Origin of the sequence: Lysinibacillus canaveralius (genome assembly GCF_047301505.1) — a bacterium.
In the GTDB taxonomy this organism is placed as follows: Bacteria; Bacillota; Bacilli; order Bacillales_A; family Planococcaceae; genus Lysinibacillus_B.
Genome location: NZ_CP154840.1, coordinates 1,065,538 through 1,091,108 on the forward strand (window position 1 = coordinate 1,065,538; position 25,571 = coordinate 1,091,108).

A 25,571-nucleotide genomic window follows, 5' to 3' on the forward strand; every position below is an offset into this window, starting at 1 on the left:
TTTTTATACGAAGATATAAACAGTAAAAGGTACATCTACCTATTTGTTAAAATATAAAACGAAGGGGTAAAGAGCCCCTTCGTCGGTAAAAGAGTAAAATTTCGGGTGGTTTTTGCGGGTGTGAAACAAACTACATTTCTTACTTCTCTATATACAGCTTTTTCCGAGGCAGCTGCCATTTTCGGGAATACGACATATAACGGAAGAATATGATGCCGGCAAACAATACATATAGTAACCAGTCACTTGTCATAAGCTCCAGTCCGATAAGCAGTCCTGCGATAGCAGCCCATAATGCATAAATTTCATCCCGCAGCACAAGCGGCTTCCTGCCGGCAAGCAGGTCGCGGATGATCCCGCCGCCGCAGCCAGTTAGGATAGCTGCCACTATCACTGCACTTAACGGCAGCTCTAATCTAACCGCATGCATCGCTCCCTGAATAGAGAAAGCGGCTAATCCAATTGCATCGGTAATATTTCCCCATCGGTTCCAATGCTTAATTAAATGGTGAGGTATGAGGAAAAATAGCAAAATGGCTACTAGCGTAATCTGAAACAGCATTTCCTGGTTCCAAAGGGTAGAAACAGGCAGACCAATCAACACGTTTCGAATTGCCCCGCCGCCAAAAGCAGTGACGATCCCTAATATATAGACGCCAAACAGGTCGTATTCCTCTTCCATTGCAATGATGGCACCTGATATAGCGAACGCTACGGTCCCGATGACACTAAAAAAAATCCAAGCCACAAAAAAGCCTCCTAAACGATTTCTGAACTTTGAGAATAGCAGGTTTTATACAACTAGGCAACATGAAATAGTTGACGCATTCTCCCGAATTGTTAAGATGGTAAAGGAGTATGAAAAGATAGGAGAATCATCATGGCATTTCAGACCATATTAACAAACGATACATTGGCATTAGCTCAAAAAGTAGAAGAGCTTGTCCGTCCTTATCATAAAAAGGCAGACGACATGGCATTTTTCAACCAGCAAAAGGTGCTGGCCGCGTTTCGCAAGCATCAGGTGAGTGATTATCATCTGCATCCATCAAGCGGCTACGGCTATGATGATGAAGGGCGGGATAATCTTGAACGTGTGTATGCGGAAGTATTTGGGGCTGAGGCAGCGATTGTCAGACCGCAGATTATCTCAGGTACGCATGCTATTACACTCAGCTTATTCGGTGTACTGCGTCCAGGAGACGGCCTAGTTTATATTACAGGTAAACCGTACGACACATTGCAATCGATTGTAGACGGCGGCGAGAAAGATACAGGCTCACTGAAGGATTTCGGAATTCATTACAGCCATGTTGATTTAATTAACAATAAAGAAATAGATTGGGACGGCGTTAAACAGGCAGTAAATGAACAGACAAAAATGATAGCAATTCAGCGTTCGAAAGGTTATGCGACGCGTCCTTCCTTCACAGTCACACAGATTGCTGCAATGGTAGAGCGTATTCGGGAAATTGCTCCTCATGCTGTTATTTTTGTTGATAACTGCTACGGTGAATTCGTAGAGAGCATGGAACCGATAGAGGTAGGCGCGGATTTAATGGCAGGCTCACTTATTAAGAATCCCGGAGGCGGACTGGCAAAGATTGGCGGATATATTACGGGACGTGCTGACCTTGTGGAAAAATGCGCATATCGTATGACTTCTCCAGGCATTGGAGCCGAAGCTGGCGCGACACTAAATACATTGGCTGATTTTTATCAAGGCTTTTTCATGGCTCCTCATACAGTAGCACAAGCCTTGAAGGGGGCTATCTTCACATCAGCTATGTTAGAGGAAGTAGGAATGACAACTTCTCCTCATTATACGGATGAACGGACTGACTTAATTCAATCGGTATCATTCCAAACAGCTGATCAAATGGTGGCATTTTGCCGCCAAATTCAAGCGGCTTCTCCCATTAATGCCCATTTCGCACCGGAGCCGGCTTATATGCCAGGTTATGAGGATGATGTCATTATGGCAGCTGGTACATTTGTCCAAGGTTCCAGTATTGAGCTAACGGCTGATGGCCCAATTCGCCCGCCATTCACAGCATTTATTCAAGGCGGCCTAACATATGAGCATGTAAAATATGCAACTTGCTGTGCGGTACAAGCTTTAAGATAGTATTCACATAAACCTTACAACTGCACCTCCACCATTTGCTATGCGTACGGTGGGGGTGTTTTAAATTGAAGAAATGGGTAGGCATAGCTATTATTGTAAGCTTAATTGGTATAGCAGCATGGACTGGATTTCGAGACCTGGCAGCAGAATATAGCTTGACAAATAACGGTACAGGGTTTATAAAGGGGGATACATCACCGTAGTTTACCTCCCCGCGACAGTCGACGGTAAACCGATGAATCAGGGAGATGTAAAGGGGAAGAAAGTTATCCTCAACTTCTGGGCAGCTTTTCCTTCCTTTTAACGTATAAATCCGATAAGGGGGCGTTATATGATTGGGGGTACAAGTCTTCAAGTGAAATTGCTTGTGTTTGCATTAGCATTGACAATTCTTACGCCATTTTTCGCTTTTTTTGTACCATTAGCTTATTTTGAAACGGTATATGTACATATTGAAAGCTGGTTGATGATGATCCCGATGCGCAATTTCATCTTGCTGGGCGTTGGGTGTTTCGGTTTTATTATTATCCTCGTGCTGTTTGCATGGAAGCGGCAGATAATCACATATATATTAGGCGCTGTATTACTTGTCGGAAGTATCTTTATCGTTTTTCAATCGCAGCGAAACTATATCTCATTTCAAGAGAGCGGAATCGAGATGCTTAGTTATGGGAATGTAAAGAATTACTACTGGAAGGATATGAAAAATATCGTCTATGAAGTGTACTATAATGATGTAAGCTATTATATTTTTCAGATGGGAAATGGGCATTCATTTGAGATTACGGAAAATGGGCAATTGATGCAGGTAAGAGGAAAACTCTTATCCACAATCCGCGAACATGAAATACCTTACACAGAAAATTATCATGAGTAAAGTACCTGGAAAAGGTGCTTTTTTTGTTGAAAAGAAAATATAAATTAATTCCAGATGGTAAAAAAAGTATAAGGAACACTTATATTTTTGCCCAATATACTTGCACCAAAAATTATTTTCAACTTTTTATAATGACTAAAACTTATTTTCATCAGGTTTGTTATAACACTATTAAAACAGTCCTGCGTGGATACTGGTGAAAGGAGAAAAAGGACAGTATTCGCGATTCCTTATAATAGAAAGATGTTTAAAGTAGACGAGATAAGGAATATACGAAATAGCTTAAACATTATAGGAGTGAGAAATTTTGGGTAAATATACCAAAGAAGATATTAAACGACTTGTGAAAGAGGAAGAAGTAAAATTTATTCGTTTACAATTTACAGATATTTTAGGGACAATTAAAAATGTGGAGATTCCAGTAAGTCAGCTGGACACAGCACTGGATAACCAAATGATGTTCGATGGTTCTTCTATCGAGGGATTTGTACGTATCGAAGAATCCGATATGTATTTATACCCTGATTATGATACATTTATGATTTTCCCGTGGACTGCTGAAAAAGGGAAGGTAGCACGCTTTATTTGTGATATCGTATGTCCCGACGGCACACCATTTTCTGGTGATCCAAGATCGAATTTAAAGCGTTTATTAAAGGAAATGGAAGAGCTGGGGTTCACAAAATTCAACTTAGGACCTGAGCCGGAATTTTTCCTATTCAAGCTTGATCAAAAAGGCGAACCGACACTGGAAGTCAATGACCAAGGCGCCTATTTCGACTTGGCACCGATTGATCTGGGTGAAAACTGCCGCCGCGATATCGTACTGGAGCTTGAGGAAATGGGCTTTGAAATTGAAGCATCACACCATGAGGTAGCACCTGGTCAGCATGAAATCGACTTTAAATATGCAGATGCGATCACTGCATGTGATAATATCCAAACGTTCAAGCTTGTCGTTAAAACGATTGCACGTAAACATGGTTTGCACGCAACATTCATGCCAAAACCGTTAGGCGGCGAAGCAGGTTCAGGAATGCATTTTAACGTGTCGTTATTCAAGGGCAAAGAAAACGCATTTTATGACGAGTCTTCAGAGCTTGGCTTATCTGAAACGGCGATGCAATTCTTGGCAGGTGTGCTTGAACATGTGAAAGGTTTCACAGCAATCACCAACCCAACAATCAACTCTTATAAGCGTTTAGTACCGGGTTATGAGGCGCCGTGCTACATTGCGTGGTCTGCACAAAATCGTTCTCCGCTTATCCGTATTCCATCTTCACGCGGTGTTTCAACACGCGTCGAAGTACGTTCCGTAGATCCATCGGCTAACCCGTACTTAGCGATGGCTGTAATTTTGGAAGCCGGTTTAGAAGGAATCCGTAACAAAATGACACCACCACCAGGAATCGACCGTAATATTTACATGATGAATGAACAAGAACGTAAATCAAGCGGCATTGCTAACTTGCCTGCAACTCTTGATGATGCATTGGAATTGCTTGCAGAAGATAAAGTAGCTAAAAAAGCCCTTGGGGAACATATTCATGAACATTTCCTAGAGGCAAAAGAAATGGAAACAGAAATGTTCCGTACAACCGTACACAAATGGGAACGTGACATGTATATGAAAATGTACTGATCGGAAAAGCGTTGAAGCAAAAAGCTTCAACGCTTTTTGCTGCTTTGAAGGGACTCACGGAGCACCTTTATGCAGATAATGAGAGAAAAGATTCGGCTCCTGTTTGCATACCTAAAAGGAGCAGGTCACTACTATATTTCCTTATTTCCGTAAGGCATAGGCTAAATTCGTATGAAAGAGGAAATAAATAATATTAAAAATAATAAGATTATTTGCTCTTTTAACCATTTTTTTGAGCTTATTTTCCCGAATGTGTTAGTTTTTCTTACATATGATTGACAATGTATATGACGGCGAGTAATATAACGGTAAGGGAGGTTGATTGAATGAGTAGTGAAATCAGAAGAACAATGCCGCTTTTACCAATAAGCATTGTAATGCAATTGACGGAGCTGACAGCACGGCAAATCCGCTATTACGAGGAGCATGATTTAATTCAGCCGCACCGTACAGAAGGGAATCGTCGTATGTTCAGTTTAAATGACGTCGATACTTTATTAGAAATCAAGGACATGCTTGAGCAGGGCGTAAATATGGCGGGCATCAAAAAAGTGTTCGCGATGAAAAATGACCCCGCAGCTCAGGCGCAGGCAAAAGAAATTACAGATGGCGAACTGCGTAAAATTTTACGTGAAGAAATGCGTCAGGCACAACGTATGCAAAAGACTTCGTTACGTCAAGGGGATTTATCGCGCTTCTACCAATAATAATGATGTTCCCTCTATCCAGCCTGTTCTTTAAACAGTACGCCTAGTAGCACGAAGGCAAACAGCTGCTGTTTGAGAACCGGAAAGGAAGAAGAAACATTTGGTGCGGTACATGAGCGTGTAAATTATATAAGAATGAGGGAAAACCTCGGATAGCTTAAACATTTTAGGAGTGTGGAATTGTGGGTAAATACACAAAAGATGATATTAAACGTCTCGTGCAAGAACAAGAAGTAAAATTCATTCGTTTACAATTTACAGACATTTTAGGAACAATCAAAAACGTTGAAATTCCAGTAAGTCAGCTTGATAAAGCACTGGACAATAAGATGATGTTTGATGGTTCTTCTATTGAAGGGTTTGTGCGTATTGAAGAGTCCGATATGTATCTATTCCCAGATTATGATACTTTCATGGTTTTCCCATGGACTGCTGAAAAAGGAAAAGTAGCACGTCTTATCTGTGACATCGCACGTCCGGATGGTACACCGTTCGCTGGTGACCCACGTTCGAACTTAAAACGCCTATTAAAAGAAATGAAAGAGCTGGGCTTCACAGATTTCAACTTAGGGCCAGAGCCAGAGTTCTTCCTCTTCAAACTTGACCAAAAGGGCGAGCCGACGTTAGAAGTAAATGACCACGGCGGTTATTTCGACCTGGCACCGACTGATCTTGGTGAAAACTGTCGTCGTGATATCGTATTAGAGCTTGAGGAAATGGGCTTTGAAATTGAAGCGTCTCACCATGAGGTAGCACCAGGCCAACACGAAATCGACTTCAAATACGCAGATGCTGTCACTGCTTGTGACAATATCCAAACGTTCAAACTAGTTGTGAAAACAATCGCACGTAAACACGGTTTGCATGCGACATTCATGCCAAAGCCATTATTCGGCGAAGCTGGATCAGGTATGCACTTTAACGTGTCGTTATTCAAGGGTAAAGAAAATGCATTTTATGACGAGTCTACGGAGATTGGCTTATCTGAGACGGCAATGCAATTCATGGCTGGAGTTCTTGCACACGTAAAAGGCTTTACAGCTGTCATTAACCCAACAATTAACTCTTACAAACGTTTAGTACCAGGTTATGAAGCGCCATGTTACGTAGCGTGGTCTGCGCAAAACCGTTCACCACTAATCCGTATCCCCTCTTCACGCGGCGTATCAACGCGTATTGAGGTACGTTCAGTAGATCCATCGGCTAACCCGTATTTGGCGATGGCAGTTATTTTAGAAGCTGGCTTGGAAGGTATTCGTAACAAAATGACGCCGCCGCCAGCAATCAACCGTAACATCTACGTAATGAGTGAACAAGAACGTAAATCAAACGGTATCGATAACCTGCCTGCATCTCTAGACGATGCACTGGAATTGCTTGCACAAGACGAAGTAGTGAAAAACGCTCTGGGTGAACACATCTACGAAAACTTCCGAGAAGCAAAAGAAATCGAATCAGAAATGTTCCGTACAACTGTACACCAGTGGGAACGTGATATGTACATGAAAATGTACTAATAGGAAAAAGCGTTGAAGCGGAAGGGCTTCAACGCTTTTTTTGTTTATAAGAGCGTGTCTGCGGTTTTGTTAATAGAAGCACAATGGGGGGTGTGACAAGATGTTTTGTTCTAATTAGAACTTCTGTTGATTTAGAGGGGCTTTTGTAAAGTAGATTTAATGATAAGAAATTTCTCTCTAAAAATTTTATATGAAGTTTTTATTATATGTTTGTTATATAAGGTATATTAGGAAGTTGGGTTTAAATAGAGATATAAAGGTTAATTATGCCAATTAGTTCTTTTCTACAGAGGAGAAGCATTTAAATTTTGAAAATCAAGAAAACGGATAAACGTGTAATGCTTTAATGCGTATCCTTAAGGTGCTTATTGAAGTAAAATAAACAGTATAATCTATATAAAAAAAGTAATCACAGGTATCTTTTGATTTTTCAGTTTGTAAGGTAGTATTTTGTGTAAATAATTTGTTGCTATGTCTAATGTGGGAAAGAAAAGCTTGCAGATGTTTTCTCCGTATCTAGATTTTTAACAGCAAGAAAATTAGAGGATGAATTTTTAGAAGGAATTTAAATAAAAAAAGATGATTTGGCCAATGATAAAAGAATTGGCCAAATCATCCTTAAGATTAATAACGCTTGATTGTTTCGGGTTCGTTTAGTTGTGTGACATATTCTTCCTTTTCATCTCGTTTAAATTCATGAAACATTTTTATTAAATTCTCATCATAAATAATTTGTAAACGAGCACTTTTATTTTTTTGGGTGTGTACATCATTAAAAATATTATCTTTTCCTATGCCTCTAACACCCGTTAAAATCACTCTTTTTCCAGAAACTCCTCCTATAAATTTCATATAAGATTTCACTCCTAAGAGCATCATATTTGATTTACTATAGAAGAAACCTTTTACCTCATTAATATTATCTGTAGGTGAGGAGCTAGGGTCATGCATATTTGAGAAAGTAATGTCTCCTTCGGCAAAGATAAATAAAGTACTATCAGTATTAACGCCTTTTAATGTACTCTGATTTATACTGACATTACCCTTTACATATAGGATAGCATCTGCTTTGAGATTGGTATAATCGATGTCTACATTACCTTCAACATAGTATGTACCAACTAAATTCATATTTGCTTTATTGTTAGTGCTACCTGTAAGATTGATACTCCCTGAAGACATTGAATATTCGATACATTTTCCGCTCCACCGACTATATGCACTACAGTATGTTTCTTGTTTGATATAATAAACTTTATTTTTGTTATTGTTAGATGGTGTGTTAGTAAGTTCCATATAAGTAGTAGCGGAGGAAGAGATTTTACTGAATTCTTTGGGAATATCTAATTTATCATCTTCTAATTTCTTCCTCACTAAAGATATGTTAGTGGTATTAAATAAAAATGGATTAATAGCATTCTCTTTAAAACTTAGCTTATCATAATGTTGAATCTTACTGAGCTCTGTACCAGCTTCGTGCTTGTAGTAAAAATTGGTAGAATCATTATTAGAGTTTAACTTGAAATAATAAATATCTTTGTTTTCAGATGTAATGATTTTAGGATTTACACTGTTTACGTTTTTTACTATTCTAGGAAATACGCTTGCTGTCCATCTATTTATATTACTCGTAGCAGTACCCCAACTTGCATAGTTGGAAATTATTAAATTTCCATCTGTTTTAATATCTCCTTGAACTTCTACCCCTCCATGTAAGAATAAATTCCCTCCATTGTTTGTAGAAACTGCATAACGTAGCTGATCTGGTATTGCATCTGTCCCAATAATTACATCTGTTTTTGAAATATGTTCCTTCTTTTTAACGACCCCATAACTTCTAAACGTGACGAGCCGCTTATATTTATCCTTCTCTTCCGTTATACCAGAAGAATTTGTTATCATTTTGACTGCTTCGATACAGACCTTGGTTATATTATTATTTTCTGTTGGTATATGAAAGCCGATGTTAGCAGGGAGTGGCTGCCCGGCAGCTGGACATTTTAAGTTTGTTTTATTTAAAGTGGTGTCTAAGAAAGTACCGAATTCGGTTTTCCCCATGGGTGTAGCTATAATTTGTTTTTCAAGGGTATTTTGTATATCGTTTACTGCAAAATCAATACCTTTATCAGATAGATCTTGTGCTAAGATCGTGTCTTCGCGGTGTGAATTTTTTGCAATTCCATTTGTAGTCAAAGTAATCAAACTTAAGCCAAGAACAGTAAAAATAAGAATAGCGCCAATTGCTAATAATAATGAATAACCCTTGTCGTTTTGTAAATATTTCTTCATTCTCTAATCCTCCTTTCATTCCTTTTATTTTGAAGTTAAAATAGGCTGAATTCGATTAATGAATGTCTTTTGCTTTGGAATCTCTTTATTTCCTCTTTTATGAGTGATCTGTAATGTTAAATTAACCTCGTATAAAGTAGTGTTATTGGGATCTCCTTTTATATGGGAGGTAGATAATATTTTTATGTTTGGATGTGCGACAGAATATTGCTCATCTAAAATATATAGGCTCGTAACACCGTTGGCAGTTTTGAATCCGATTGGTTTCAAGGTTCTGTCACAAGCGTTTTTATCAATTAAAACACCCTCCTCATTTTTCTGACATTTCCCCAAGTCATTTGTCACTTCAATATAGCTATTTCCAGTACTATTTGTTGTGTTTCTGATGATATATCCCTGTTTCGTGGAATAAAGGGACTTTATAAATTTACTTACAATAATATCAGCCTCATCCCGCAGCATCGTTTCTTGTTGAATGATGCGGTTATTCTCCATCGTTTTTGTCACAATAGAGAACAGAAAAATAGAGATGATAGTTAGCAGCACAATGCTTGCCAAAAGCTCGACTAACGTTAAACCTCTTTCATTCTTTTGGTGTTTATTCAAGTGAAACATATCCTTCCGAAGAACCTTTAATTTTTCCATCTGGTGCAGTTACGGTTACTACTACCTTAATTAAATCTAATTCTTTTTCAGAATAAGTAGAGTTTGTAATTAACTCTTTTTTATTATTCTGTGAAGCCTTATAGGTAATAGAGTAATTTTTACCATTCATAAAAATAGCGAGAGGCGGTTTTTTCTGTGTAGGATCATTAACACTATTGTCAACAAAGTAATGGTTTACATCAGTGATACTTGAATTTTTAGCGAGTGTTTCCGCCTGTAGTTTAGCTAGAGCTGCATCTGCTAAGTTGATAGCTACTAATTTCTCATTATTATGTGCAGCTGTCTTGTTTGCTTGTACAAATAATTGGGCGAAACTAATGAGTAAAATTGCAACGATTACTATGGAAGCAACTACTTCGATAAGCGAAAACCCTTGCTCGGAAGGGGATTTGGATAATAATTTCAAGGTATATATCACTCCTTAAACATTAGGTAATAATACTTCTTTAAAAGTAAAAATATTCTATTTATTATATTGATAAAGTGAAATAAACTCTATATTTTTTACATAAAGTTCCTATTTTGAACATATAAAAAATATAAAAAAGACTAAAGGACTATACAAAGTGTATATTAGTAGTGTATCTTATCCTTATAGTTATTTTCTAGTCTAAATGTAACTAATGTATAGAAAATTTAAAATATGGTAGGAGTGGTGAGGGTGAAGAAGAATATAATGGTATTGGCTCTGCTGGTAAGTGTGCTGATTTATGTTGTTTCCCCTCTAGGCAGTGTTAAATTCAAAACGGCACATGCTGAAGAGAAAGCCGCTATTTCAACGATTGCCGGTATTGAAGTTGGTAATCTAACAGAAAATGAGATAAGAGGGAAACTGACCAATGCGATCAATCAGTGGATGAATGAGCCTCTTATTATTTCGGGAGGAGAAAGTGAGATTGTCTTAAATACCACAATTATCCACCATGATATTGATAGTACGATAGATTTATATAATTCGATAGTAAAAAAAGACTGGTATGCTTTTTGGGAGAAAGAAAGTGTTGTACATATTCCACTGGAGATTTTACCAAGTGAAGAGTTGAAGACTGAAATCTCAAAGGTGAAGATATGGAATCTGGAAGAGACCTATACACAGGTCATGAATACTGCCGGCTATTTAAAGGCGGGGAAAGTAGAAGCAGTAGTGGAAGATACAACTGCTTTAGAAGCAAACCGTATCGCACTTGCGATAGAAGAAATTCCTGAAACGGCTTTCGGTACATATGATATTGCTCACGCATTGAATGATCAGGTGATTGCGCCGGATGAAACATTTTCATTCATCCAAGCGCTTGGAGAAAATATTGATGCAGCAAATAGTGAGGCGCTTAACTTCACAGCTTCCCTTGTTTATCAAAGTGCTCTAAATATCAATTCTGAAATTCTAGAGCGTCACTCTCAACAAAAAGTGCCAGATTACTCGGAGCCTGGTATTGAGGCGGCGATCAATAGAAACGGAGAAGATTTACAGTTTATTAATCGTCTGGTGACACCAATCAAATTGAAGCTCTCGGTAGAGGCGCAGCAGCTAAAGGTGGAAGTTTACACAACGCAGCAGGAAGCAAGTGTAAAGACAAGAGTTGTGAGAGATGAAGAAATTAAACCGCGTACTATCACACGTTATTCGAATGAACTCCCAACTGGACAAGTAAAAGAAGTTCAAAAAGGAGAACAGGGGATGCGCGTTTCAGTGTACCGGGTGCTGGACGGCGTGGAGGAATTGGTCAGTCGGGACTACTATCCGCCGGTCAATCGTATTTTACTAAACTCTTCAAACCAGCTGCAGACACAGCAGCCAACTGAAACAGATCCGGATCTTCAGATGGACCTGGATGGTGACGGGTTAGCTGATGTAGAGCCTGGTGACGATGTGGAAGGCGAAACAATAAATGAAAACGAGCTTGAGGTAGATGAGAATGGGAATCCAATCCTACCTCCGGGCAGCTATTACGATAAAGGCGGCAATTTAATTACACCATAAAAAAGGGGGGCTGATGATGAGAACGGCAGCTCGCAAACGAATAGGGGACTTGCTTTTAGAGGCAGGTGTTATAACGGAACAACAATTGACGCATGCGCTCGAGAATAAAAGCCGAGATGAAAAGCTAGGAGATTTCCTAATCAAGGAAAATATTTTAACAGAACAGCAGCTCATTGAGGTATTAGAATTCCAGCTTGGGATTCCCCATATTTCGCTCAATCAAATCCCAATTGACCCAGAGCTTTTGCAGCTTGTCCCGGCTGAACTGGCAAAAAGGGCTCAGCTTATCCCGATTCGGCGTGAGAAAAACAAATTGTTCATTGCTATGGCTGATCCGATGGACTACTTTGCCATTGAAGAAGTGCGGATGGCGACAGGCTGTCAGATCGAGACGACTATTGCAGCGAAAGATGATCTATACCGGACGATTACGAAGTATTATGATCTCCAGGAATCGATGGAAGCAGCCTTATCTGATGTACAGGCGAATATGCAAGACTCTCAGCTGGAAATCACGGATGAAGATTCTCCCATTGTACGTCTCGTCAACCAAATTATCGCAAATGGTGTAGCTCAACGCGCGTCGGATATTCACTTTGACCCGCAGGAAACAGAATTCAGAGTACGTTACCGTGTGGACGGTGTGCTGCGTACCGAACGGTCATTGCCAAAGCATATGCAAAATATGATGACAGCGCGTGTAAAAATCATGGGGAATTTGAACATTACGGAAAGCCGGATTCCTCAGGATGGGCGGATTAAAATTAATGTGAATTTTAGGCCGGTTGATATCCGGTTGTCGACATTGCCGACTGTATATGGTGAAAAAATCGTCATGCGTATTTTGGATTTAAGTAATGCACCAAACGATATTAGACAAATTGGATTTTCGCCGGAAAACGAGGACCTCTTTGGACAAATTATTAACCGTCCAAACGGAATTGTTCTGATAACGGGCCCAACTGGTTCAGGGAAATCCTCCACATTATATGCTGCACTTTCTGAATTGAACGATGAGGGAGTCAACATTATCACTGTTGAAGACCCTGTTGAGTATCAGATGACAGGCATTAACCAGATTCAAGTAAAAGAAGAGGTCGGGCTGACATTCGCAGCCGGACTCCGCTCAATTTTGCGTCAGGACCCAGATATTGTAATGATAGGTGAAATAAGGGACTTGGAGACAGCGCAAATTGCGATACGAGCTTCTCTTACGGGGCACCTAGTACTTAGTACATTGCATACGAATAGTGCAGTAGAGTCAATTTCCCGATTAAAGGATATGGGAATTGAGCCGTTTCTTATTTCTTCTTCTCTCGTAGGGGCCATGGCTCAACGGCTCGTACGGAAAATCTGCCGGGACTGTTCGACAGAAGTATCCGCAACGGATCGTGAAAAAGAAATTTTTGCGGAAAATGGAATGGCTGTTACGACTGTCTATCGAGGACGTGGCTGCTCTGCATGCAGTAACACTGGATACAGAGGGCGTATGGCTATTCACGAAATTCTGCCGATTGACCGGGAATTGAAGGAGTTAATACTTTCTCAGGTAAGCGGCAATGTGCTCCGTGACTATATGAAGCAAAAAGGATTCAATACGCTGCTGCAGGACGGCCTTCTGAAAGTATTGAGCGGCATTACAACTACCGAGGAAGTATTGCGCGTGGCGACGACGGAATAGGAAGTGGAGAAATGACAATGACTGACACCCTGCAAATTAAAAACTTGCTGCTCTATGCCTATGAACAGAATGCATCTGATCTGCATGTGACTGTCGGCGTGCCGCCTGTGTATCGAGTAAACGGCAAGCTGGCTCACTACGGAGAAACGTCCATTACACCGGATATGGTAAATAAGATGGTACGGGAAATTTTACCGCAAGCCAAGGCAGAAGAGTTCGATGAAAAGGGAGAAACGGATTTTGACTATACGCTGGAAGGCTATTGCCGCTTTCGTGTAAATGCCTATCATCAACGTAATGCCGGTGCAATTGCTGCACGTCTTATTTCCAGTAACATTCCGACAATCGAATCGCTGAATATGCCAAAGGTGCTCTATGATTTAGCGGAAAAACCGCAAGGACTCATATTAGTCACAGGTCCTACCGGTTCAGGAAAATCAACGACTCTAGCAGCGATGATCAATTATATTAATGAAAATAAAGCGAAGCATATCATTACGCTTGAAGACCCGATTGAATACGTCCATCACCATAAGAAGTCGATCATCAATCAGCGGGAAGTCGGAACAGATACAGCTAGCTTTGCTAACGGTCTGCGTGCTTCCCTAAGGCAGGATCCGGATATTATTTTAGTCGGAGAGATGCGAGATTTGGAGACGATTTCGACGGCAATTACCGCGGCGGAAACGGGACACTTGGTATTCGCAACATTACATACATCAAGTGCCCCGACAACGATCGACCGTATTATTGATGTGTTTCCGCCGCATCAGCAAGGGCAGATTCGGATTCAGTTAGCCAATGTCCTGCAGGGCATTATTTCACAGCGCCTTTTTGTCAAAAAAGATGGCAGGGGCAGGGTTGCAGCGACGGAAATTTTGGTAGGCGTCCCTGCTGTAACGAACCTGATTCGTAATGAGAAAGTTCATCAGATTCCAAGTGTGATGCAGACGAGCCGAGCACTTGGTATGCATACGCTTGAATCGAACATCCAGGGGCTTATTTCAGAGGGACAGATTTCCCTGGAAGAAGCACGGCCGTATTTGAATGTAGGTGAGTACAATTGACCGTCTTTAAATATAGCGGACGCTCTAAAACCGGTGCTTTAAAAAAAGGAACGATTCAGGCGATGAATAAAAATGCCGCCATCTTAAAGCTGCGCGAAGAGGGGATTAACCCGCGGGAAGTCGAAGAGTCAAACAGTATTCTGCATAAGGATCTGACTATTGGCGGTGGTATCAAAAACCAAGATTTCGTCATCTACTGCCGCCAATTTGCGACACTGATTCGAGCTGGTATTTCGATTGTAGAAGCAACGAACATCCTTGCCCGCCAATCGACAAGCAAGCCGTTGAAAAAGGCTCTTGAAGAGGTGGAGGAAGATGTTCGGGCAGGTACCGCATTCTCCCAGGCGATTGCAAAGCACCCAAAGGTATTTCCGGATTTATTTATCAATATGATGCGGTCAGGAGAAGCAACCGGAAATATCGATGAAACGTTGGAGCGGCTTGCCAATACATTTGAAAAACAGTTTCGCATTAAAAAAAAGGTTCAGTCAACGCTGACATATCCGGCGATTCTGCTGCTGATTACAATTGGCGTCGTGTTCTTTCTTCTTATTTATATTGTCCCAACCTTTGTTCAAACATTTGAAGAGATGGGGGCAGAGCTGCCGCTTATTACTGTCATTACAGTGAAAATAAGTGATTGGCTTGTGAGTTTTTGGTGGCTCATTTTAGTAGTGATTTTAGGCGCAGCAATAGGTTTCAACTCACTTTATAAAAAGAACAAGAGATTTCACTATATGGTCCATTACTCGATGCTGAGGCTGCCTGTATTCGGTCCATTGCTGCAGAAAACGGCTATTTCAAGACTGACACGTACACTATCTTCTTTATTCAGCAGTGCAGTGCCAATTTTACACGCAATTACGATTTCCGAACGGGTCAGCGGAAACCCGGTCATCAGTGAGGTCATGATCAAAGCAAGAGAAAGCCTGGAAAAGGGGAGCACGTTAACCGAGCCGCTCGAGAAGAGCTGGCTGTTCCCGCCGCTTGTGACAAGCATGACGCAAATTGGAGAATCCACAGGGTCGCTTGACTACATGCTGGAGAAAATCGCCGACTTCTATGAGGAAGAAGTAGATCGGGCAGTTGATACGCTGAAGTCACTAATAGAGCCGATGATGATTCTATTATTGGCGATAGTTGTAGGAACAATTGTAGCAGCGATTATGCTGCCGATGTTTAGCCTTTATGAGCAAATGTAAGAGTTTGTTTAAATTTTAGAATTCTAGCTTTAACTAGGGTAAAAACCTCAACAATTAAAAATGAATTGGACGTTTGTAAGGAGGCATCAAAGTAGCTTTGACGTCCGTGCAAAATAAAAAATAACAAATTAAAAAGAGGAGGTATTTTCATATGTTTCAACAAATGAAAAAACGTATTCAAAATGAAAAAGGTTTAACATTGATTGAGCTTTTAGCTGTAATTGTTATCTTGGCCGTTATTGCGGCAATTGCTATTCCGGCGATTGGGAATATTATTGAGAAACAAAGAGAAAAAGCTGTGTTAAGTGATGCACAATTAATTATTTCAGGAGCAAAATTAGCAATTGCAGATGGTGCATGTACAGGAAATACTTGTACGGGAACTCAACTTAATCCGTTTATAGAGGGTATTACATTGGTTGACACTGATACTGTTGTCAAGAATGGTGCAGTTTATACTTTAACATGGGCTTCGGGAGAAACATTTACACAAATTTCAGGAGCTAGTACATCAAATGTTACTGAGGCTCAAATCCAAGGATGGCTAGACTAAGTAGTCCTTCATCGAACATCCAACTGCGGTTGGGTGTTCCATTGAGTGATTAACACTAAATTCTATCAAACTAACATCAAAGAACAGGAGGCCCTGCCATGCTGAAACTATTAACTCCAAGAAAAAAATCCCATGTCAGCATTGAACTGAATGATTATGTGCTGCGTGCACTCGTGTCGAAGGGGCCGAATTTGGCACAGGCACAATGCTTCGATATCCCGCTGTCACAAGGTGTTTTACAGGATGCCGCCATCATCGATGAAATGAGCCTGTTTGAAATTATAAAGGCAAATGTGGCTGAGTGGGGCGGGAAGCGGCAAAATGTACGCTTTTTTGTACCGGATACATCGGTATTATTGAAAACGATTGAGCATCCAGATGATATTGCAGATATGAAAGATTTACGCGGCTATGTTCAGATGGAGGTAGGGCATTCCATTCATTTGCCGTTCCAGGAGCCGCTTGTTGATGTATATGACCCGGTGCCGGAGGATGGGAAAGCGGTAGTGTTTGCGGCTCCTCCGGAAGAAGTGCGGAAGTTCATGGGAATCTTACTCGATAACCATCTATCACCTCAGGCAGCGGACATCCGTGCGCTGGCAAATTTGCGTTTACTTGAGTCACTGGAGTTAATCAATGACAAGAAAACATACCTGATCGCGGACTGGTCGATTAATGAATTATCGATTTGCATTTACTCGGAGGGAAATGTGGAGTTCCTGCGTTTCCAGGCAATTGAAACGGATTTAGAGAAATGGCAAACACAGCATGACGGAGACAACGAATATGATATTTCATTTACATATAAAGGTGATATCCAGGACTACCGGATGATTGTGACCGATCAGGTGCTGGAGCTCGACCGTATGATGAACTTCTTTAAATTTTCGCTGCATAAAGGTGAAAAATCTGTGGATGAGATCATTATTTTAGGGGATAATCCGCTGCTTTCCAATATTACGGAGTTTTTGGCGGAGAACTTTGACAATCGAATTATCGAAGTCAATGATACGCTCATTGGAAAGAAATATCCGGGCTTTAAGGCGAAGCATGCTTCTCTCATTGGTCTTGCGCTGAAGGGGGAGAATGTATGAGCATGATACCGGATATTAACCTGATGCCGAATGCGGAACAGGAGGACGGCAATTCCAAAGTGTTCTTCATATTGCTTGGCACGATTGTCATTGCCCTGCTTGCCGTCATGTCCTGGATGTATTTTAGTGCAAAGGCGGAGGTAACAAATTTATCGAACGAAGAGCAGATGCTTCAAAGTGAACGAGATACGCTGCAAATGGAACTCACTACATTGCAGGGTGCTGGACAAGGCTCTGTTGAGGAGTCATTAGCGTTTATTGAACATATATCCTATCCGGTGACCCCGCTGATTGATGAAACAAAAGGATTGTTGCCGGAGAATACGTATTTGCGTGATTATTCATTCGGAGAATCTGCGGTGACGTTCTCTGTTGATTTTGAAACATTAAATGCAGCGTCCCTTTACATTAGCAGGCTTGAGAACAGTCCGTACTTCCTGGATGTGCAAGTAGGAACAATTGAAAACTTCGAACTTGGTTCTAATGGGGAACGACAGGATGAGACACGATTCAGTGAGGTGCCTCGTTATACGGTAGAGGTAATATTGGCCATCAATGATGCACAGTTGGTTACCGGGGGTGATTCATAATGCAGCTTTCTAGTGGCAAAAATTCAGGACCGCTTCTTGTGACGGCACTTGTTTTAGTATTATTATTTGCGGTGTATTATTATGTCGTTCTACCGAAACAGGATGAGGCAGAAATAAAGCAAGGCACTGTCGACACTTTAAATAGTGAGATTTCTACAATGAAAGAGCAAATCGCTCTTATTGAGGGGGATAATAACGGTGCAGTCAGTAATGAATTTGCTGTTCGTAAAAAGCTGCCGGAGAGCCGCAAGATTGATGAGCTTCTATTATCCTTTGAGGAGATTGAATATATTTCGAACTCTCGTATTGTAGGGATTAGTTTTAACAATTACGATAGTCTTGTTTCCGCATCAGGACTTGCTGATCCGAATGCAAACACGGAAGGAAATCAAATGGATGGCGCTCTAGAAGAAGCGCCTGTTGAAGGGGCAGCGGACGAGACAGCGGACCAGCAGGGAGAGCCTGTACCAGTTTCCACTATGTCAGCTGAGGCACTGCCGGCAAATTTAAAACTAATTACATGTCAAATAGAGATTGAATCACCTGATGATGAGCAGCTGCAGCAGTTCATTAAAGAAATCGAAGCATTAGAGCGCGTCATGCACATTGATACAATTGAATACTCACTGCCGGGTGAAGAGGACACGTTAATGAACGACGCATCCGCGATTGTTTCCGCGAGCATCCAGGTGACGACATTCTATTTTGAGTAAGAGGCAACCATATGGAAATTGTATATAGTATTTTTATTGCTTTATTTGGACTGATACTTGGTTCATTTTATAATGTGGTCGGGTTAAGGGTTCCGAAAGGGGAATCCATTGTCAATCCTCCCTCCCACTGTACAGCCTGTAATCGCAGACTGACAGCTTTTGAGCTGATACCCGTACTTTCTTATGTAATTCAGGGTGGGAAGTGTAAAGGCTGCGGGGCAAAGGTGTCGCCGATTTACTGCGTAACGGAGATCGCGACGGCTGTGTTATTTGTGATAAGCTATTTAAAATTTGGCTTTACGGCAGAGTTAGCAGTGGCGCTGCTGTTTATGTCGCTTTTATTAATCATTGTCGTATCGGACCTTGCATATATGTTAATTCCAAATAAAATTCTGTTGTTCTTCCTTCCGCTGCTAATAATCGCACGGATTTTCTCACCGCTTGACCCGTGGTGGGACAGCCTGCTGGGTGCTGTAATCGGCTTTGGTATTCTACTGCTTATCGCTGTTATTTCAAAAGGCGGCATGGGTGGGGGAGATATCAAATTGTTCTTTCTAATCGGGCTCGTCCTGGGCACCGTCTATACATTATTAACCCTCTTCTTGGCATCGCTCATCGGTATGGTTGTGGGAATAATCGTCCTAAAAGTGCGGGGACAGGGAAGGAAAACACCAATCCCGTTTGGACCCTCAATTGCGTTGGGGGCTGTCATTGCTTATTTTTATGGAGCAGACCTGATCGATTGGTATTGGCAGTTGTTTTAATGATGAATGAATTATCATATATAATAAGCGTGGACCAGCATTGAGTGAATAGAGTCTGTCTATATGGCGGACTTTTTTCTTTTCTACCGGGTACAGTAAATAGGAGAAAGGAAGAGAGAAAAATGAAACCTATCATTGGCATAACGATGCATTCCGGAGAAGGAAAGCAGGAAGTAAACGCATCATACATCAAGTCTATTATTCAGGCGGGGGGAATACCTGTCTGTATCCCGCACATTCGAGAAGGGATTGATGAGGTGCTGACAAGGCTCAACGGGCTCTTATTGATTGGCGGGGGTGATATGAACCCGGCGAGTTATGGGGAAAATCCACACCCTCAAACAGGGGCCATTGTAACAGAGCGGGACGAAAGTGATTTAGAGCTCATGAAGCAGGCGCTAAAACAGAATTTACCTGTGCTGGCCATCTGCCGGGGCTTACAGGTGTTGAATGTAGCATTTGGCGGTACACTGTATCAGGATATTCCGTCAGAAGTAGAGGGAGCAGTCCAGCATGCCCAAAAATCCGCTCGCTATGAAAAAGTTCATCCAATAACAGTAAAAGAGGGAACAAAGCTCTTTTCTATTATTGGAGGAGAGATTATGACAAATACATTCCATCACCAATCTGCCAAGGAGCTTGGTAAGGGGCTAATCGTCTCTGCAAGGGCCCATGATGGCATAATTGAGGCAATAGAACATCCTGAGTACGCTTTCTGTCTAGGGGTCCAATGGCATCCAGAGGAGACGGCGGTCTATGGAGACAGTGCCTCTGTTAAGCTTTTTGAGGCATTCATTCAAGCATGCAGATAAAAAAACAGCGTTCATCTTTGGAGATGGGCGCTGTTCTAATTTTTAGGGGAAATTAATGTACCGTACGATATAAGCCTACTACTTTTCCTAAAATTTTCACTTGATCTACTAGAATAGGATCCATTGAAGAGTTTTCAGGCTGTAAGCGGAAATGTGTTTTTTCTTTGTAGAAGCGCTTAACTGTCGCTTCATCGTCTTCAGTCATCGCTACGACAATATCGCCGTTATTTGCTGAAGACTGCTGTTTTACGATGACATAATCTCCGTTTAGAATACCAGCTTCAATCATAGATTCACCCATAATTTCCAGCATGAAGATATGGTCTTCGCTCGTGCCGTATGTATTTGGCAGCGGGAAGTATTCTTCAATGTTTTCAATCGCCGTAATCGGCGAACCTGCCGTTACTTTACCGATTAGTGGGACATGAATAACACTTTGCTTGTTGACGAGCACTGTTTCCTGATCCAGTACCTCAATGGCACGTGGTTTTGTAGGGTCACGGCGGATTAGTCCTTTACTTTCAAGACGGGCCAGATGACCATGAACTGTTGAGCTTGAAGCAAGACCGACTGCTTCTCCGATTTCACGAACGGAAGGCGGATAGCCTTTAGAGCGTACTTCTTCTTTGATGAATGCCAAAATCGCTTCTTGGCGTTTAGATACCTTTGTCATAATGTTCACCTCTCTACCAGAGTTCTTCCTTTTTAAATTATTTTCAGTATACCATATGCGAACAAAAATGCAAACGTAAGTTCGAAATAAAGTGTTGACAAAAAACAAATGTTCGCATTAAAATGAGAACATATATTCCGAACAAACATTCTGCAAGGAGATGGTCAAATGAATTGGGTAAAGGAAAACAGCTATGTAAAAGTACTTCTAGGGGTGGCAGTAGCTTTTATTGCATACATATATATCACAGACGAGAAAATTCACCAATACGAACAGATTACAATCGAACATGGAGATACTTTATGGTCGTTAGCAGACGAATACCGTGGTAAGATGTCTACACAGGACTGGGTCGTTTTCGTAAAAAAAGAGAATCAATTATTTGATGGACTCTTACAAACAGGTCAAACAATTACGATTCCTATAGCGAAAGATTCAGTATACATAGCCAACCGAACAATTGGAGAGGATGGCAAATCCATTAAAGTAGCGAGTGATCAAAAATGACAAAGCCGCAATTGGCTGTCGTATACTGCCGTGTTAGTACGACAAAGGAAACACAGGAAACATCTTTAACAAGGCAGCGAGAGGAATTAACCCGCTATGCAGCAGAACAGGGGTTTAGCGTACAGGCAGTCTTTGAAGATCAGCATAGTGGTTATGATGTAGATCGTGAAGGACTGTTAGAGATGCTTGATTTTATGAAGGAATCCGATATACCTGTTCTTTTTATTCAGGATGAGACACGTCTTGGACGCGGAAATGCACGGATGGCTGTGCTTCACCTGTTAATGAAACAGGATGTGACGGTTTATTCATTAAATGAGGCAGGACCGCTGTCACTAAATGAAATGGACACGATGCTTCTTGAAATCCTCTCAATAGTCGAAGAATACCAGCGAAAGCTGCATAACGCGAAAATTCGCAGAGGAATGAAACGTGCAGTAGAACGAGGGTACAGACCAGAGCTGAATCTCCGGGAACGCGGCAATTTAGAAGGCCGTGATCGGATTGAAGTGCCAATAGAGGAAATCGTCAAGATGCGTGAGAAGGGCATGACCTTTAAAGAAATCGCAAGTACATTACAGGGTCTAGGGTTCCAGGTAAGTAAGGCAACTGTCCATAGACGATATATTGAATATGTAGAAGAATATGAACGACAACAAGCCTCAGAGCTGCCCAAATAAAATTAGGCGGCTCTTTTTGGCATATAGAAAGAAAATAAAGCGCAATCGCTTGCACTTCCTGCCGTTTTCTCATACCTTTGTAGTAGTCGGTTAAGAAAGGTGAGACGAAAATGTTATCAAAAGAAAAAATGGCTCGGATCAATGAGCTTTCGAAAAAGAAAAAAGCAGGAACATTAACGGAAGCAGAAGCGAAAGAGCAGACTCAATTACGCAAAGAATATTTGGATACGTTCCGCAGTACGATGCGTGACACGATTGAAAGCGTAAAGGTCATCGATGCAGAAGGCAACGATGTGACACCGGAAAAGGTAAAAGAAGCTAAGAAAAATAAATTCTTAAACTAATATACAAGGCGGGAGAGTTTGATTAACTCTTAGAATGATCTATGTTGCTTCTCCGAACAAATAGCAGGAAGGAGTACAAAATTCTCTATTAAATTTCGAGAGAAAAATCAATCAAACAACGCCTTCTATTAATATGTCACATTAAGTTGAAAAGTATAACATATTTACGGAAAAAACGTTGTATTCTTAAGCGTTTATGACTAAACTATATAAGAACAATATCAGTGCGAGAAAGGATGTCAAACATGACACAATACGCGGATCTGTTAGCAATCAATGCTATCCGAACATTATCAATCGATGCAATCGAAAAGGCAAATTCAGGCCACCCGGGTCTACCGATGGGTGCAGCACCAATGGCGTACACATTATGGACAAAACAAATGCGCCACAACCCACAAAACCCAAAATGGTATAACCGCGACCGTTTTGTATTATCAGCTGGTCACGGCTCGATGCTTTTATATAGCCTGCTTCACCTAGGTGGATACGGCTTGGAAATGGAAGAAATCAAGAACTTCCGTCAGTGGGATTCTAAAACACCAGGTCACCCTGAATACGGCCATACAGTTGGGGTAGAAGCAACAACAGGTCCACTTGGTCAAGGAATTGCAATGTCAGTTGGTATGGCAATGGCAGAACGCCACCTTGCAGGAACATACAACAAAGAAGGGCATGAAATTGTAGACCATTATACATTTGCACTTTGTGGTGATGGAGACCTAATGGAAGGTGTCGCTTCAGAGGCAATCTCGCTTGCAGGTCACTTACAGCTTGAAAAGTTAATCGTGCTGTATGATTCAAATGATATCTCATTGGACGGCGATTTGGAGAAATCATTCTCTGAAAACGTGCAAAAACGTTTTGAGTCAAATGGCTGGAACTATTTAAAAGTACAAGATGGTACAGATATCGATGAAATTAATAAAGCAATTGAGCAAGCGAAGGCAAACAAAGGCAAGCCAACTTTAATTGAAGTTAAAACAGTAATCGGTTTCGGTTCTCCAAATAAATCAGGTAAATCAGATTCTCATGGTGCACCGCTTGGAGCGGACGAAGTACTATTAACAAAGGCAGCGTACGAATGGGCACATGAGCCATTCCAGGTACCAGAGGAAGTTTATGAAACATTCAAGGCAGCTGCTGATGTACAAGGTGTACAAGCCGAAAATGACTGGAATGCCAAGTTTGAGTCATATAAAGCGGAATATCCTGAGTTAGCTGAGCAGTTCGTTAAAGCAATGAATAATGAATTACCAGCAGATTACGATGCTGAAATCCCAGTATACGAGGCAGGTAAATCAGTAGCAACACGTTCATCATCAGGTGACGTAATTAATGCATTAGCGAAAAAAGTTCCTTCCTTCTTCGGTGGTTCGGCTGACCTAGCCGGCTCAAACAAAACGACAATGAAGGGTGCAGGGGACTTCTCAGCGGATGATTACGCAGGCCGTAATATTTGGTTCGGTGTACGTGAGTTCGCTATGGGTGCTGCATTAAATGGTATGGCATTACATGGTGGTGTGAACGTATTTGGCGGTACATTCTTCGTGTTCTCTGACTATGTGCGCCCAGCAGTTCGTTTATCTGCGTTAATGGGTCTGCCAGTAACATATGTATTCACGCATGATTCAATTGCTGTTGGGGAAGATGGCCCGACGCATGAACCAATCGAGCATTTAGCATCATTACGTGCAATGCCAAACCTTTCTGTGATCCGTCCAGCAGATGCAAACGAATCAGCAGAAGCTTGGCGTATTGCTATTACAAGCAAATCAACACCAACTGTTTTAGTATTGTCTCGTCAAAACTTACCGGTCATTGACACACCAATCGAAACAGTGCGCGAAGGTGTTCAAAAAGGTGCTTACGTAATTTCACCGGCAACAAAAGAAACACCGGATGCAATCTTGATTGCAACAGGTTCAGAAGTATCATTAGCGGTGGAAGCACAAAAAGCATTGCTTGCTGATGGAATCGATGCATCTGTTGTATCGATGCCGTCAATGGACCGCTTCGAACAGCAATCGGCTGAATATAAAGAATCAGTTCTTCCAAAAGCAGTGACAAAACGTCTTGCAATTGAAATGGGTGCTTCTTTAGGCTGGCATAAATATACTGGCTTTGCAGGGGACGTTCTAGCAATCGATAAATTCGGTGCATCTGCTCCTGGTGAGTTAGTAATCGAGAAATACGGTTTCACAGTAGAAAACGTAGTAAACAAAGTAAAAGCCCTATAATCATTACAAAAGCGTATTTGCGCTCATTAAGCTGCGACAGCCCCTTCGTGCTAACATCCTGTTAGACTGAAGCACTTCGCAGCCGGCTCGAATGTTAGATATATCTTCTCTAACAAATTATCTTTTCAAAAAGACGGCTCGCAATTATTTGCGGGCCGTCTTTTGTTTTGATTGTTTAGTACCACGACAAGTAAGAAATCATATAGACAGTATATATGTGGACGCAGTATTTCCTCCGGGGTCCAGTGCATCTGCAACTACGGCGGGCAAAAACGCTTAATAAAGCGGTCATCGAGATCAGGTAAGAAATAACACAGCTAAGAAGATGACAGAAAGATCAGATGCAGCAGGAAAAAGGGACCTCTAACTTTAAGATTATTGAATAACTAATACATGATACGACCTCTAGCTCTAAATATTACCGGTTGTAAATAGCAGGCCATTTTTATATAAGAGGTTCAAAAAAGAAGCGGGGAGTAAGAATGTTGCGATGAAACAGGGCCTGTCCAATTAATTCTATAGCAACCATTTTGGAATTAGTGTATAATCCTTTTTGGAGAGTTTTCTCGGGATTACGTAAGTGGAGGAGGTTGGATACAAATGAATTTATGGCTTGGTATTGGACTTATCATTGTAGCTTTAATCGGGGGCGTTGCGATTGGTTTCTACGCAGCTCGTCAATATATGATGAAGTATTTGAAAGAAAATCCACCAATCAATGAACAAATGATTCGTGTCATGATGGCACAGATGGGACGTAAACCATCTGAAAAGCAAGTTCGTCAAATGATGTCACAAATGAACAAGTTCCAGGATAAATAATATGAAGAGAGTGCAGATATTG

General features: G+C 41.1%; 26 protein-coding genes. 21 read left to right on the forward strand and 5 right to left on the reverse strand.

The features are described 5' to 3' along the window. Positions 1–139: 139 nt before the first annotated feature. The gene (locus AA0Y26_RS05180) at positions 140–748 is read right to left on the reverse strand and encodes a trimeric intracellular cation channel family protein (protein WP_413365735.1); all 609 of its coding nucleotides are present in this window, start codon (positions 746–748) and stop codon (positions 140–142) included. A 132-nt stretch (positions 749–880) separates the two neighbouring features. Between AA0Y26_RS05180 and AA0Y26_RS05185 the strand changes: the two genes are divergently transcribed. From AA0Y26_RS05185 to glnA (AA0Y26_RS05210), 6 genes are all read left to right on the forward strand, one after another. Further along, positions 881–2,128, forward strand: a complete 1,248-nt coding sequence (locus AA0Y26_RS05185) for an aminotransferase class I/II-fold pyridoxal phosphate-dependent enzyme (RefSeq protein ID WP_413365737.1) — start codon at positions 881–883, stop codon at positions 2,126–2,128. A gap of 65 nt (positions 2,129–2,193) precedes the next feature. After that, a complete protein-coding gene (locus tag AA0Y26_RS05190; RefSeq protein ID WP_413365739.1) occupies positions 2,194–2,331 on the forward strand; it encodes a hypothetical protein in 138 nt (45 codons plus the stop codon). A gap of 128 nt (positions 2,332–2,459) precedes the next feature. Next, entirely contained in the window at positions 2,460–3,005 is a 546-nt protein-coding gene (locus tag AA0Y26_RS05195; RefSeq protein ID WP_413365741.1) for a hypothetical protein, read from the forward strand. 307 nt (positions 3,006–3,312) lie between these two features. Next, positions 3,313–4,647, forward strand: a complete 1,335-nt coding sequence (gene glnA, locus AA0Y26_RS05200) for a type I glutamate--ammonia ligase (protein ID WP_413365742.1) — start codon at positions 3,313–3,315, stop codon at positions 4,645–4,647. A 326-nt stretch (positions 4,648–4,973) separates the two neighbouring features. Further along, entirely contained in the window at positions 4,974–5,354 is a 381-nt protein-coding gene (locus AA0Y26_RS05205; RefSeq protein ID WP_413365744.1) for a MerR family transcriptional regulator, read from the forward strand. A gap of 182 nt (positions 5,355–5,536) precedes the next feature. Then, positions 5,537–6,871, forward strand: a complete 1,335-nt coding sequence (glnA, locus tag AA0Y26_RS05210) for a type I glutamate--ammonia ligase (RefSeq protein ID WP_413365746.1) — start codon at positions 5,537–5,539, stop codon at positions 6,869–6,871. A 624-nt stretch (positions 6,872–7,495) separates the two neighbouring features. Here glnA (AA0Y26_RS05210) and AA0Y26_RS05215 read toward each other — a convergent pair. From AA0Y26_RS05215 to AA0Y26_RS05225, 3 genes are read right to left on the reverse strand one after another with little or no spacing between them, the layout of a single operon-like run. Then, the gene (locus tag AA0Y26_RS05215) at positions 7,496–9,160 is read right to left on the reverse strand and encodes a hypothetical protein (protein ID WP_413365747.1); all 1,665 of its coding nucleotides are present in this window, start codon (positions 9,158–9,160) and stop codon (positions 7,496–7,498) included. Between the two features lie 24 nt (positions 9,161–9,184). Further along, a complete protein-coding gene (locus AA0Y26_RS05220; RefSeq protein ID WP_413365749.1) occupies positions 9,185–9,766 on the reverse strand; it encodes a type II secretion system protein J in 582 nt (193 codons plus the stop codon). Next, positions 9,759–10,232, reverse strand: coding sequence for a type IV pilus modification PilV family protein (locus AA0Y26_RS05225; RefSeq protein ID WP_413365751.1), 474 nt, complete (start codon positions 10,230–10,232; stop codon positions 9,759–9,761). The genes AA0Y26_RS05220 and AA0Y26_RS05225 overlap by 8 nt, the downstream gene beginning before the upstream one ends. 255 nt (positions 10,233–10,487) lie before the next feature. On the opposite strand from AA0Y26_RS05225, the gene AA0Y26_RS05230 reads away from it, so the two are divergent. From AA0Y26_RS05230 to AA0Y26_RS05275, 10 genes are all read left to right on the forward strand, one after another. Further along, on the forward strand, positions 10,488–11,807 hold the full coding sequence (locus AA0Y26_RS05230) for a VanW family protein (protein ID WP_413365753.1): 1,320 nt from the start codon (positions 10,488–10,490) through the stop codon (positions 11,805–11,807). A 16-nt stretch (positions 11,808–11,823) separates the two neighbouring features. Continuing rightward, complete coding sequence (locus tag AA0Y26_RS05235; protein ID WP_413368057.1) at positions 11,824–13,488, forward strand: GspE/PulE family protein; 1,665 nt, start codon at positions 11,824–11,826, stop codon at positions 13,486–13,488. Between the two features lie 11 nt (positions 13,489–13,499). Then, complete coding sequence (locus tag AA0Y26_RS05240) at positions 13,500–14,555, forward strand: type IV pilus twitching motility protein PilT (RefSeq protein ID WP_413365755.1); 1,056 nt, start codon at positions 13,500–13,502, stop codon at positions 14,553–14,555. Next, positions 14,552–15,757 (forward strand): type II secretion system F family protein, encoded by a 1,206-nt coding sequence (locus AA0Y26_RS05245; RefSeq protein ID WP_413365758.1) that lies wholly within the window; start codon positions 14,552–14,554, stop codon positions 15,755–15,757. The genes AA0Y26_RS05240 and AA0Y26_RS05245 overlap by 4 nt, the downstream gene beginning before the upstream one ends. Positions 15,758–15,908: 151 nt before the next feature. Further along, a complete protein-coding gene (locus AA0Y26_RS05250; protein WP_413365760.1) occupies positions 15,909–16,310 on the forward strand; it encodes a prepilin-type N-terminal cleavage/methylation domain-containing protein in 402 nt (133 codons plus the stop codon). Positions 16,311–16,408: 98 nt separating this feature from the next. Then, positions 16,409–17,404, forward strand: a complete 996-nt coding sequence (gene pilM / locus AA0Y26_RS05255) for a type IV pilus biogenesis protein PilM (RefSeq protein ID WP_413365762.1) — start codon at positions 16,409–16,411, stop codon at positions 17,402–17,404. After that, the gene (locus AA0Y26_RS05260) at positions 17,401–17,994 is read left to right on the forward strand and encodes a PilN domain-containing protein (RefSeq protein ID WP_413365764.1); all 594 of its coding nucleotides are present in this window, start codon (positions 17,401–17,403) and stop codon (positions 17,992–17,994) included. Before pilM ends, AA0Y26_RS05260 begins: the two co-directional genes overlap by 4 nt. Further along, on the forward strand, positions 17,994–18,707 hold the full coding sequence (locus AA0Y26_RS05265; protein ID WP_413365766.1) for a potassium transporter: 714 nt from the start codon (positions 17,994–17,996) through the stop codon (positions 18,705–18,707). Before AA0Y26_RS05260 ends, AA0Y26_RS05265 begins: the two co-directional genes overlap by 1 nt. 11 nt (positions 18,708–18,718) lie before the next feature. Further along, entirely contained in the window at positions 18,719–19,471 is a 753-nt protein-coding gene (locus AA0Y26_RS05270; RefSeq protein ID WP_413365767.1) for a prepilin peptidase, read from the forward strand. Between the two features lie 122 nt (positions 19,472–19,593). Then, positions 19,594–20,283: a gamma-glutamyl-gamma-aminobutyrate hydrolase family protein gene (locus AA0Y26_RS05275; RefSeq protein WP_413365769.1), complete on the forward strand. Its 690-nt coding sequence runs from the start codon at positions 19,594–19,596 to the stop codon at positions 20,281–20,283. A 52-nt stretch (positions 20,284–20,335) separates the two neighbouring features. Here AA0Y26_RS05275 and lexA read toward each other — a convergent pair whose 3' ends face one another. Beyond that, positions 20,336–20,956, reverse strand: a complete 621-nt coding sequence (gene lexA / locus AA0Y26_RS05280; RefSeq protein ID WP_413365771.1) for a transcriptional repressor LexA — start codon at positions 20,954–20,956, stop codon at positions 20,336–20,338. Positions 20,957–21,124: 168 nt separating this feature from the next. Here lexA and AA0Y26_RS05285 point away from each other — a divergent pair, with 168 nt between their 5' ends. The 5 genes from AA0Y26_RS05285 to AA0Y26_RS05305 all read left to right on the forward strand — a co-directional run bounded on the left by AA0Y26_RS05285 (position 21,125) and on the right by AA0Y26_RS05305 (position 25,549). Next, positions 21,125–21,463: a LysM peptidoglycan-binding domain-containing protein gene (locus tag AA0Y26_RS05285; RefSeq protein ID WP_413365773.1), complete on the forward strand. Its 339-nt coding sequence runs from the start codon at positions 21,125–21,127 to the stop codon at positions 21,461–21,463. Continuing rightward, entirely contained in the window at positions 21,460–22,143 is a 684-nt protein-coding gene (locus AA0Y26_RS05290) for a recombinase family protein (RefSeq protein ID WP_413365775.1), read from the forward strand. The genes AA0Y26_RS05285 and AA0Y26_RS05290 overlap by 4 nt, the downstream gene beginning before the upstream one ends. A 110-nt stretch (positions 22,144–22,253) precedes the next feature. Then, positions 22,254–22,487, forward strand: a complete 234-nt coding sequence (locus AA0Y26_RS05295) for a DUF896 domain-containing protein (RefSeq protein WP_413365777.1) — start codon at positions 22,254–22,256, stop codon at positions 22,485–22,487. Positions 22,488–22,732: 245 nt separating this feature from the next. After that, positions 22,733–24,727, forward strand: a complete 1,995-nt coding sequence (gene tkt / locus AA0Y26_RS05300; RefSeq protein ID WP_413365779.1) for a transketolase — start codon at positions 22,733–22,735, stop codon at positions 24,725–24,727. A 600-nt stretch (positions 24,728–25,327) separates the two neighbouring features. Beyond that, positions 25,328–25,549, forward strand: coding sequence for a YneF family protein (locus tag AA0Y26_RS05305; RefSeq protein ID WP_413365781.1), 222 nt, complete (start codon positions 25,328–25,330; stop codon positions 25,547–25,549). The last annotated feature ends 22 nt before the right edge of the window (positions 25,550–25,571 follow it).

What these genes read in the sequence shown, in the direction of transcription:
- AA0Y26_RS05185 (WP_413365737.1), top strand. Translation starts at nt 881, where the DNA reads ATGGCATTTCAGACCATATTAACAAACGATACATTGGCATTAGCTCAA.
- AA0Y26_RS05195 (WP_413365741.1), top strand. Translation starts at nt 2,460, where the DNA reads ATGATTGGGGGTACAAGTCTTCAAGTGAAATTGCTTGTGTTTGCATTA.
- AA0Y26_RS05205 (WP_413365744.1), top strand. Translation starts at nt 4,974, where the DNA reads ATGAGTAGTGAAATCAGAAGAACAATGCCGCTTTTACCAATAAGCATT.
- AA0Y26_RS05215 (WP_413365747.1), bottom strand. Translation starts at nt 9,160, where the DNA reads ATGAAGAAATATTTACAAAACGACAAGGGTTATTCATTATTATTAGCA.
- AA0Y26_RS05235 (WP_413368057.1), top strand. Translation starts at nt 11,824, where the DNA reads ATGAGAACGGCAGCTCGCAAACGAATAGGGGACTTGCTTTTAGAGGCA.
- AA0Y26_RS05240 (WP_413365755.1), top strand. Translation starts at nt 13,500, where the DNA reads ATGACAATGACTGACACCCTGCAAATTAAAAACTTGCTGCTCTATGCC.
- AA0Y26_RS05250 (WP_413365760.1), top strand. Translation starts at nt 15,909, where the DNA reads ATGTTTCAACAAATGAAAAAACGTATTCAAAATGAAAAAGGTTTAACA.
- pilM (WP_413365762.1), top strand. Translation starts at nt 16,409, where the DNA reads ATGCTGAAACTATTAACTCCAAGAAAAAAATCCCATGTCAGCATTGAA.
- AA0Y26_RS05260 (WP_413365764.1), top strand. Translation starts at nt 17,401, where the DNA reads ATGAGCATGATACCGGATATTAACCTGATGCCGAATGCGGAACAGGAG.
- AA0Y26_RS05265 (WP_413365766.1), top strand. Translation starts at nt 17,994, where the DNA reads ATGCAGCTTTCTAGTGGCAAAAATTCAGGACCGCTTCTTGTGACGGCA.
- AA0Y26_RS05270 (WP_413365767.1), top strand. Translation starts at nt 18,719, where the DNA reads ATGGAAATTGTATATAGTATTTTTATTGCTTTATTTGGACTGATACTT.
- AA0Y26_RS05275 (WP_413365769.1), top strand. Translation starts at nt 19,594, where the DNA reads ATGAAACCTATCATTGGCATAACGATGCATTCCGGAGAAGGAAAGCAG.
- lexA (WP_413365771.1), bottom strand. Translation starts at nt 20,956, where the DNA reads ATGACAAAGGTATCTAAACGCCAAGAAGCGATTTTGGCATTCATCAAA.
- AA0Y26_RS05285 (WP_413365773.1), top strand. Translation starts at nt 21,125, where the DNA reads ATGAATTGGGTAAAGGAAAACAGCTATGTAAAAGTACTTCTAGGGGTG.
- AA0Y26_RS05290 (WP_413365775.1), top strand. Translation starts at nt 21,460, where the DNA reads ATGACAAAGCCGCAATTGGCTGTCGTATACTGCCGTGTTAGTACGACA.
- AA0Y26_RS05295 (WP_413365777.1), top strand. Translation starts at nt 22,254, where the DNA reads ATGTTATCAAAAGAAAAAATGGCTCGGATCAATGAGCTTTCGAAAAAG.
- tkt (WP_413365779.1), top strand. Translation starts at nt 22,733, where the DNA reads ATGACACAATACGCGGATCTGTTAGCAATCAATGCTATCCGAACATTA.
- AA0Y26_RS05305 (WP_413365781.1), top strand. Translation starts at nt 25,328, where the DNA reads ATGAATTTATGGCTTGGTATTGGACTTATCATTGTAGCTTTAATCGGG.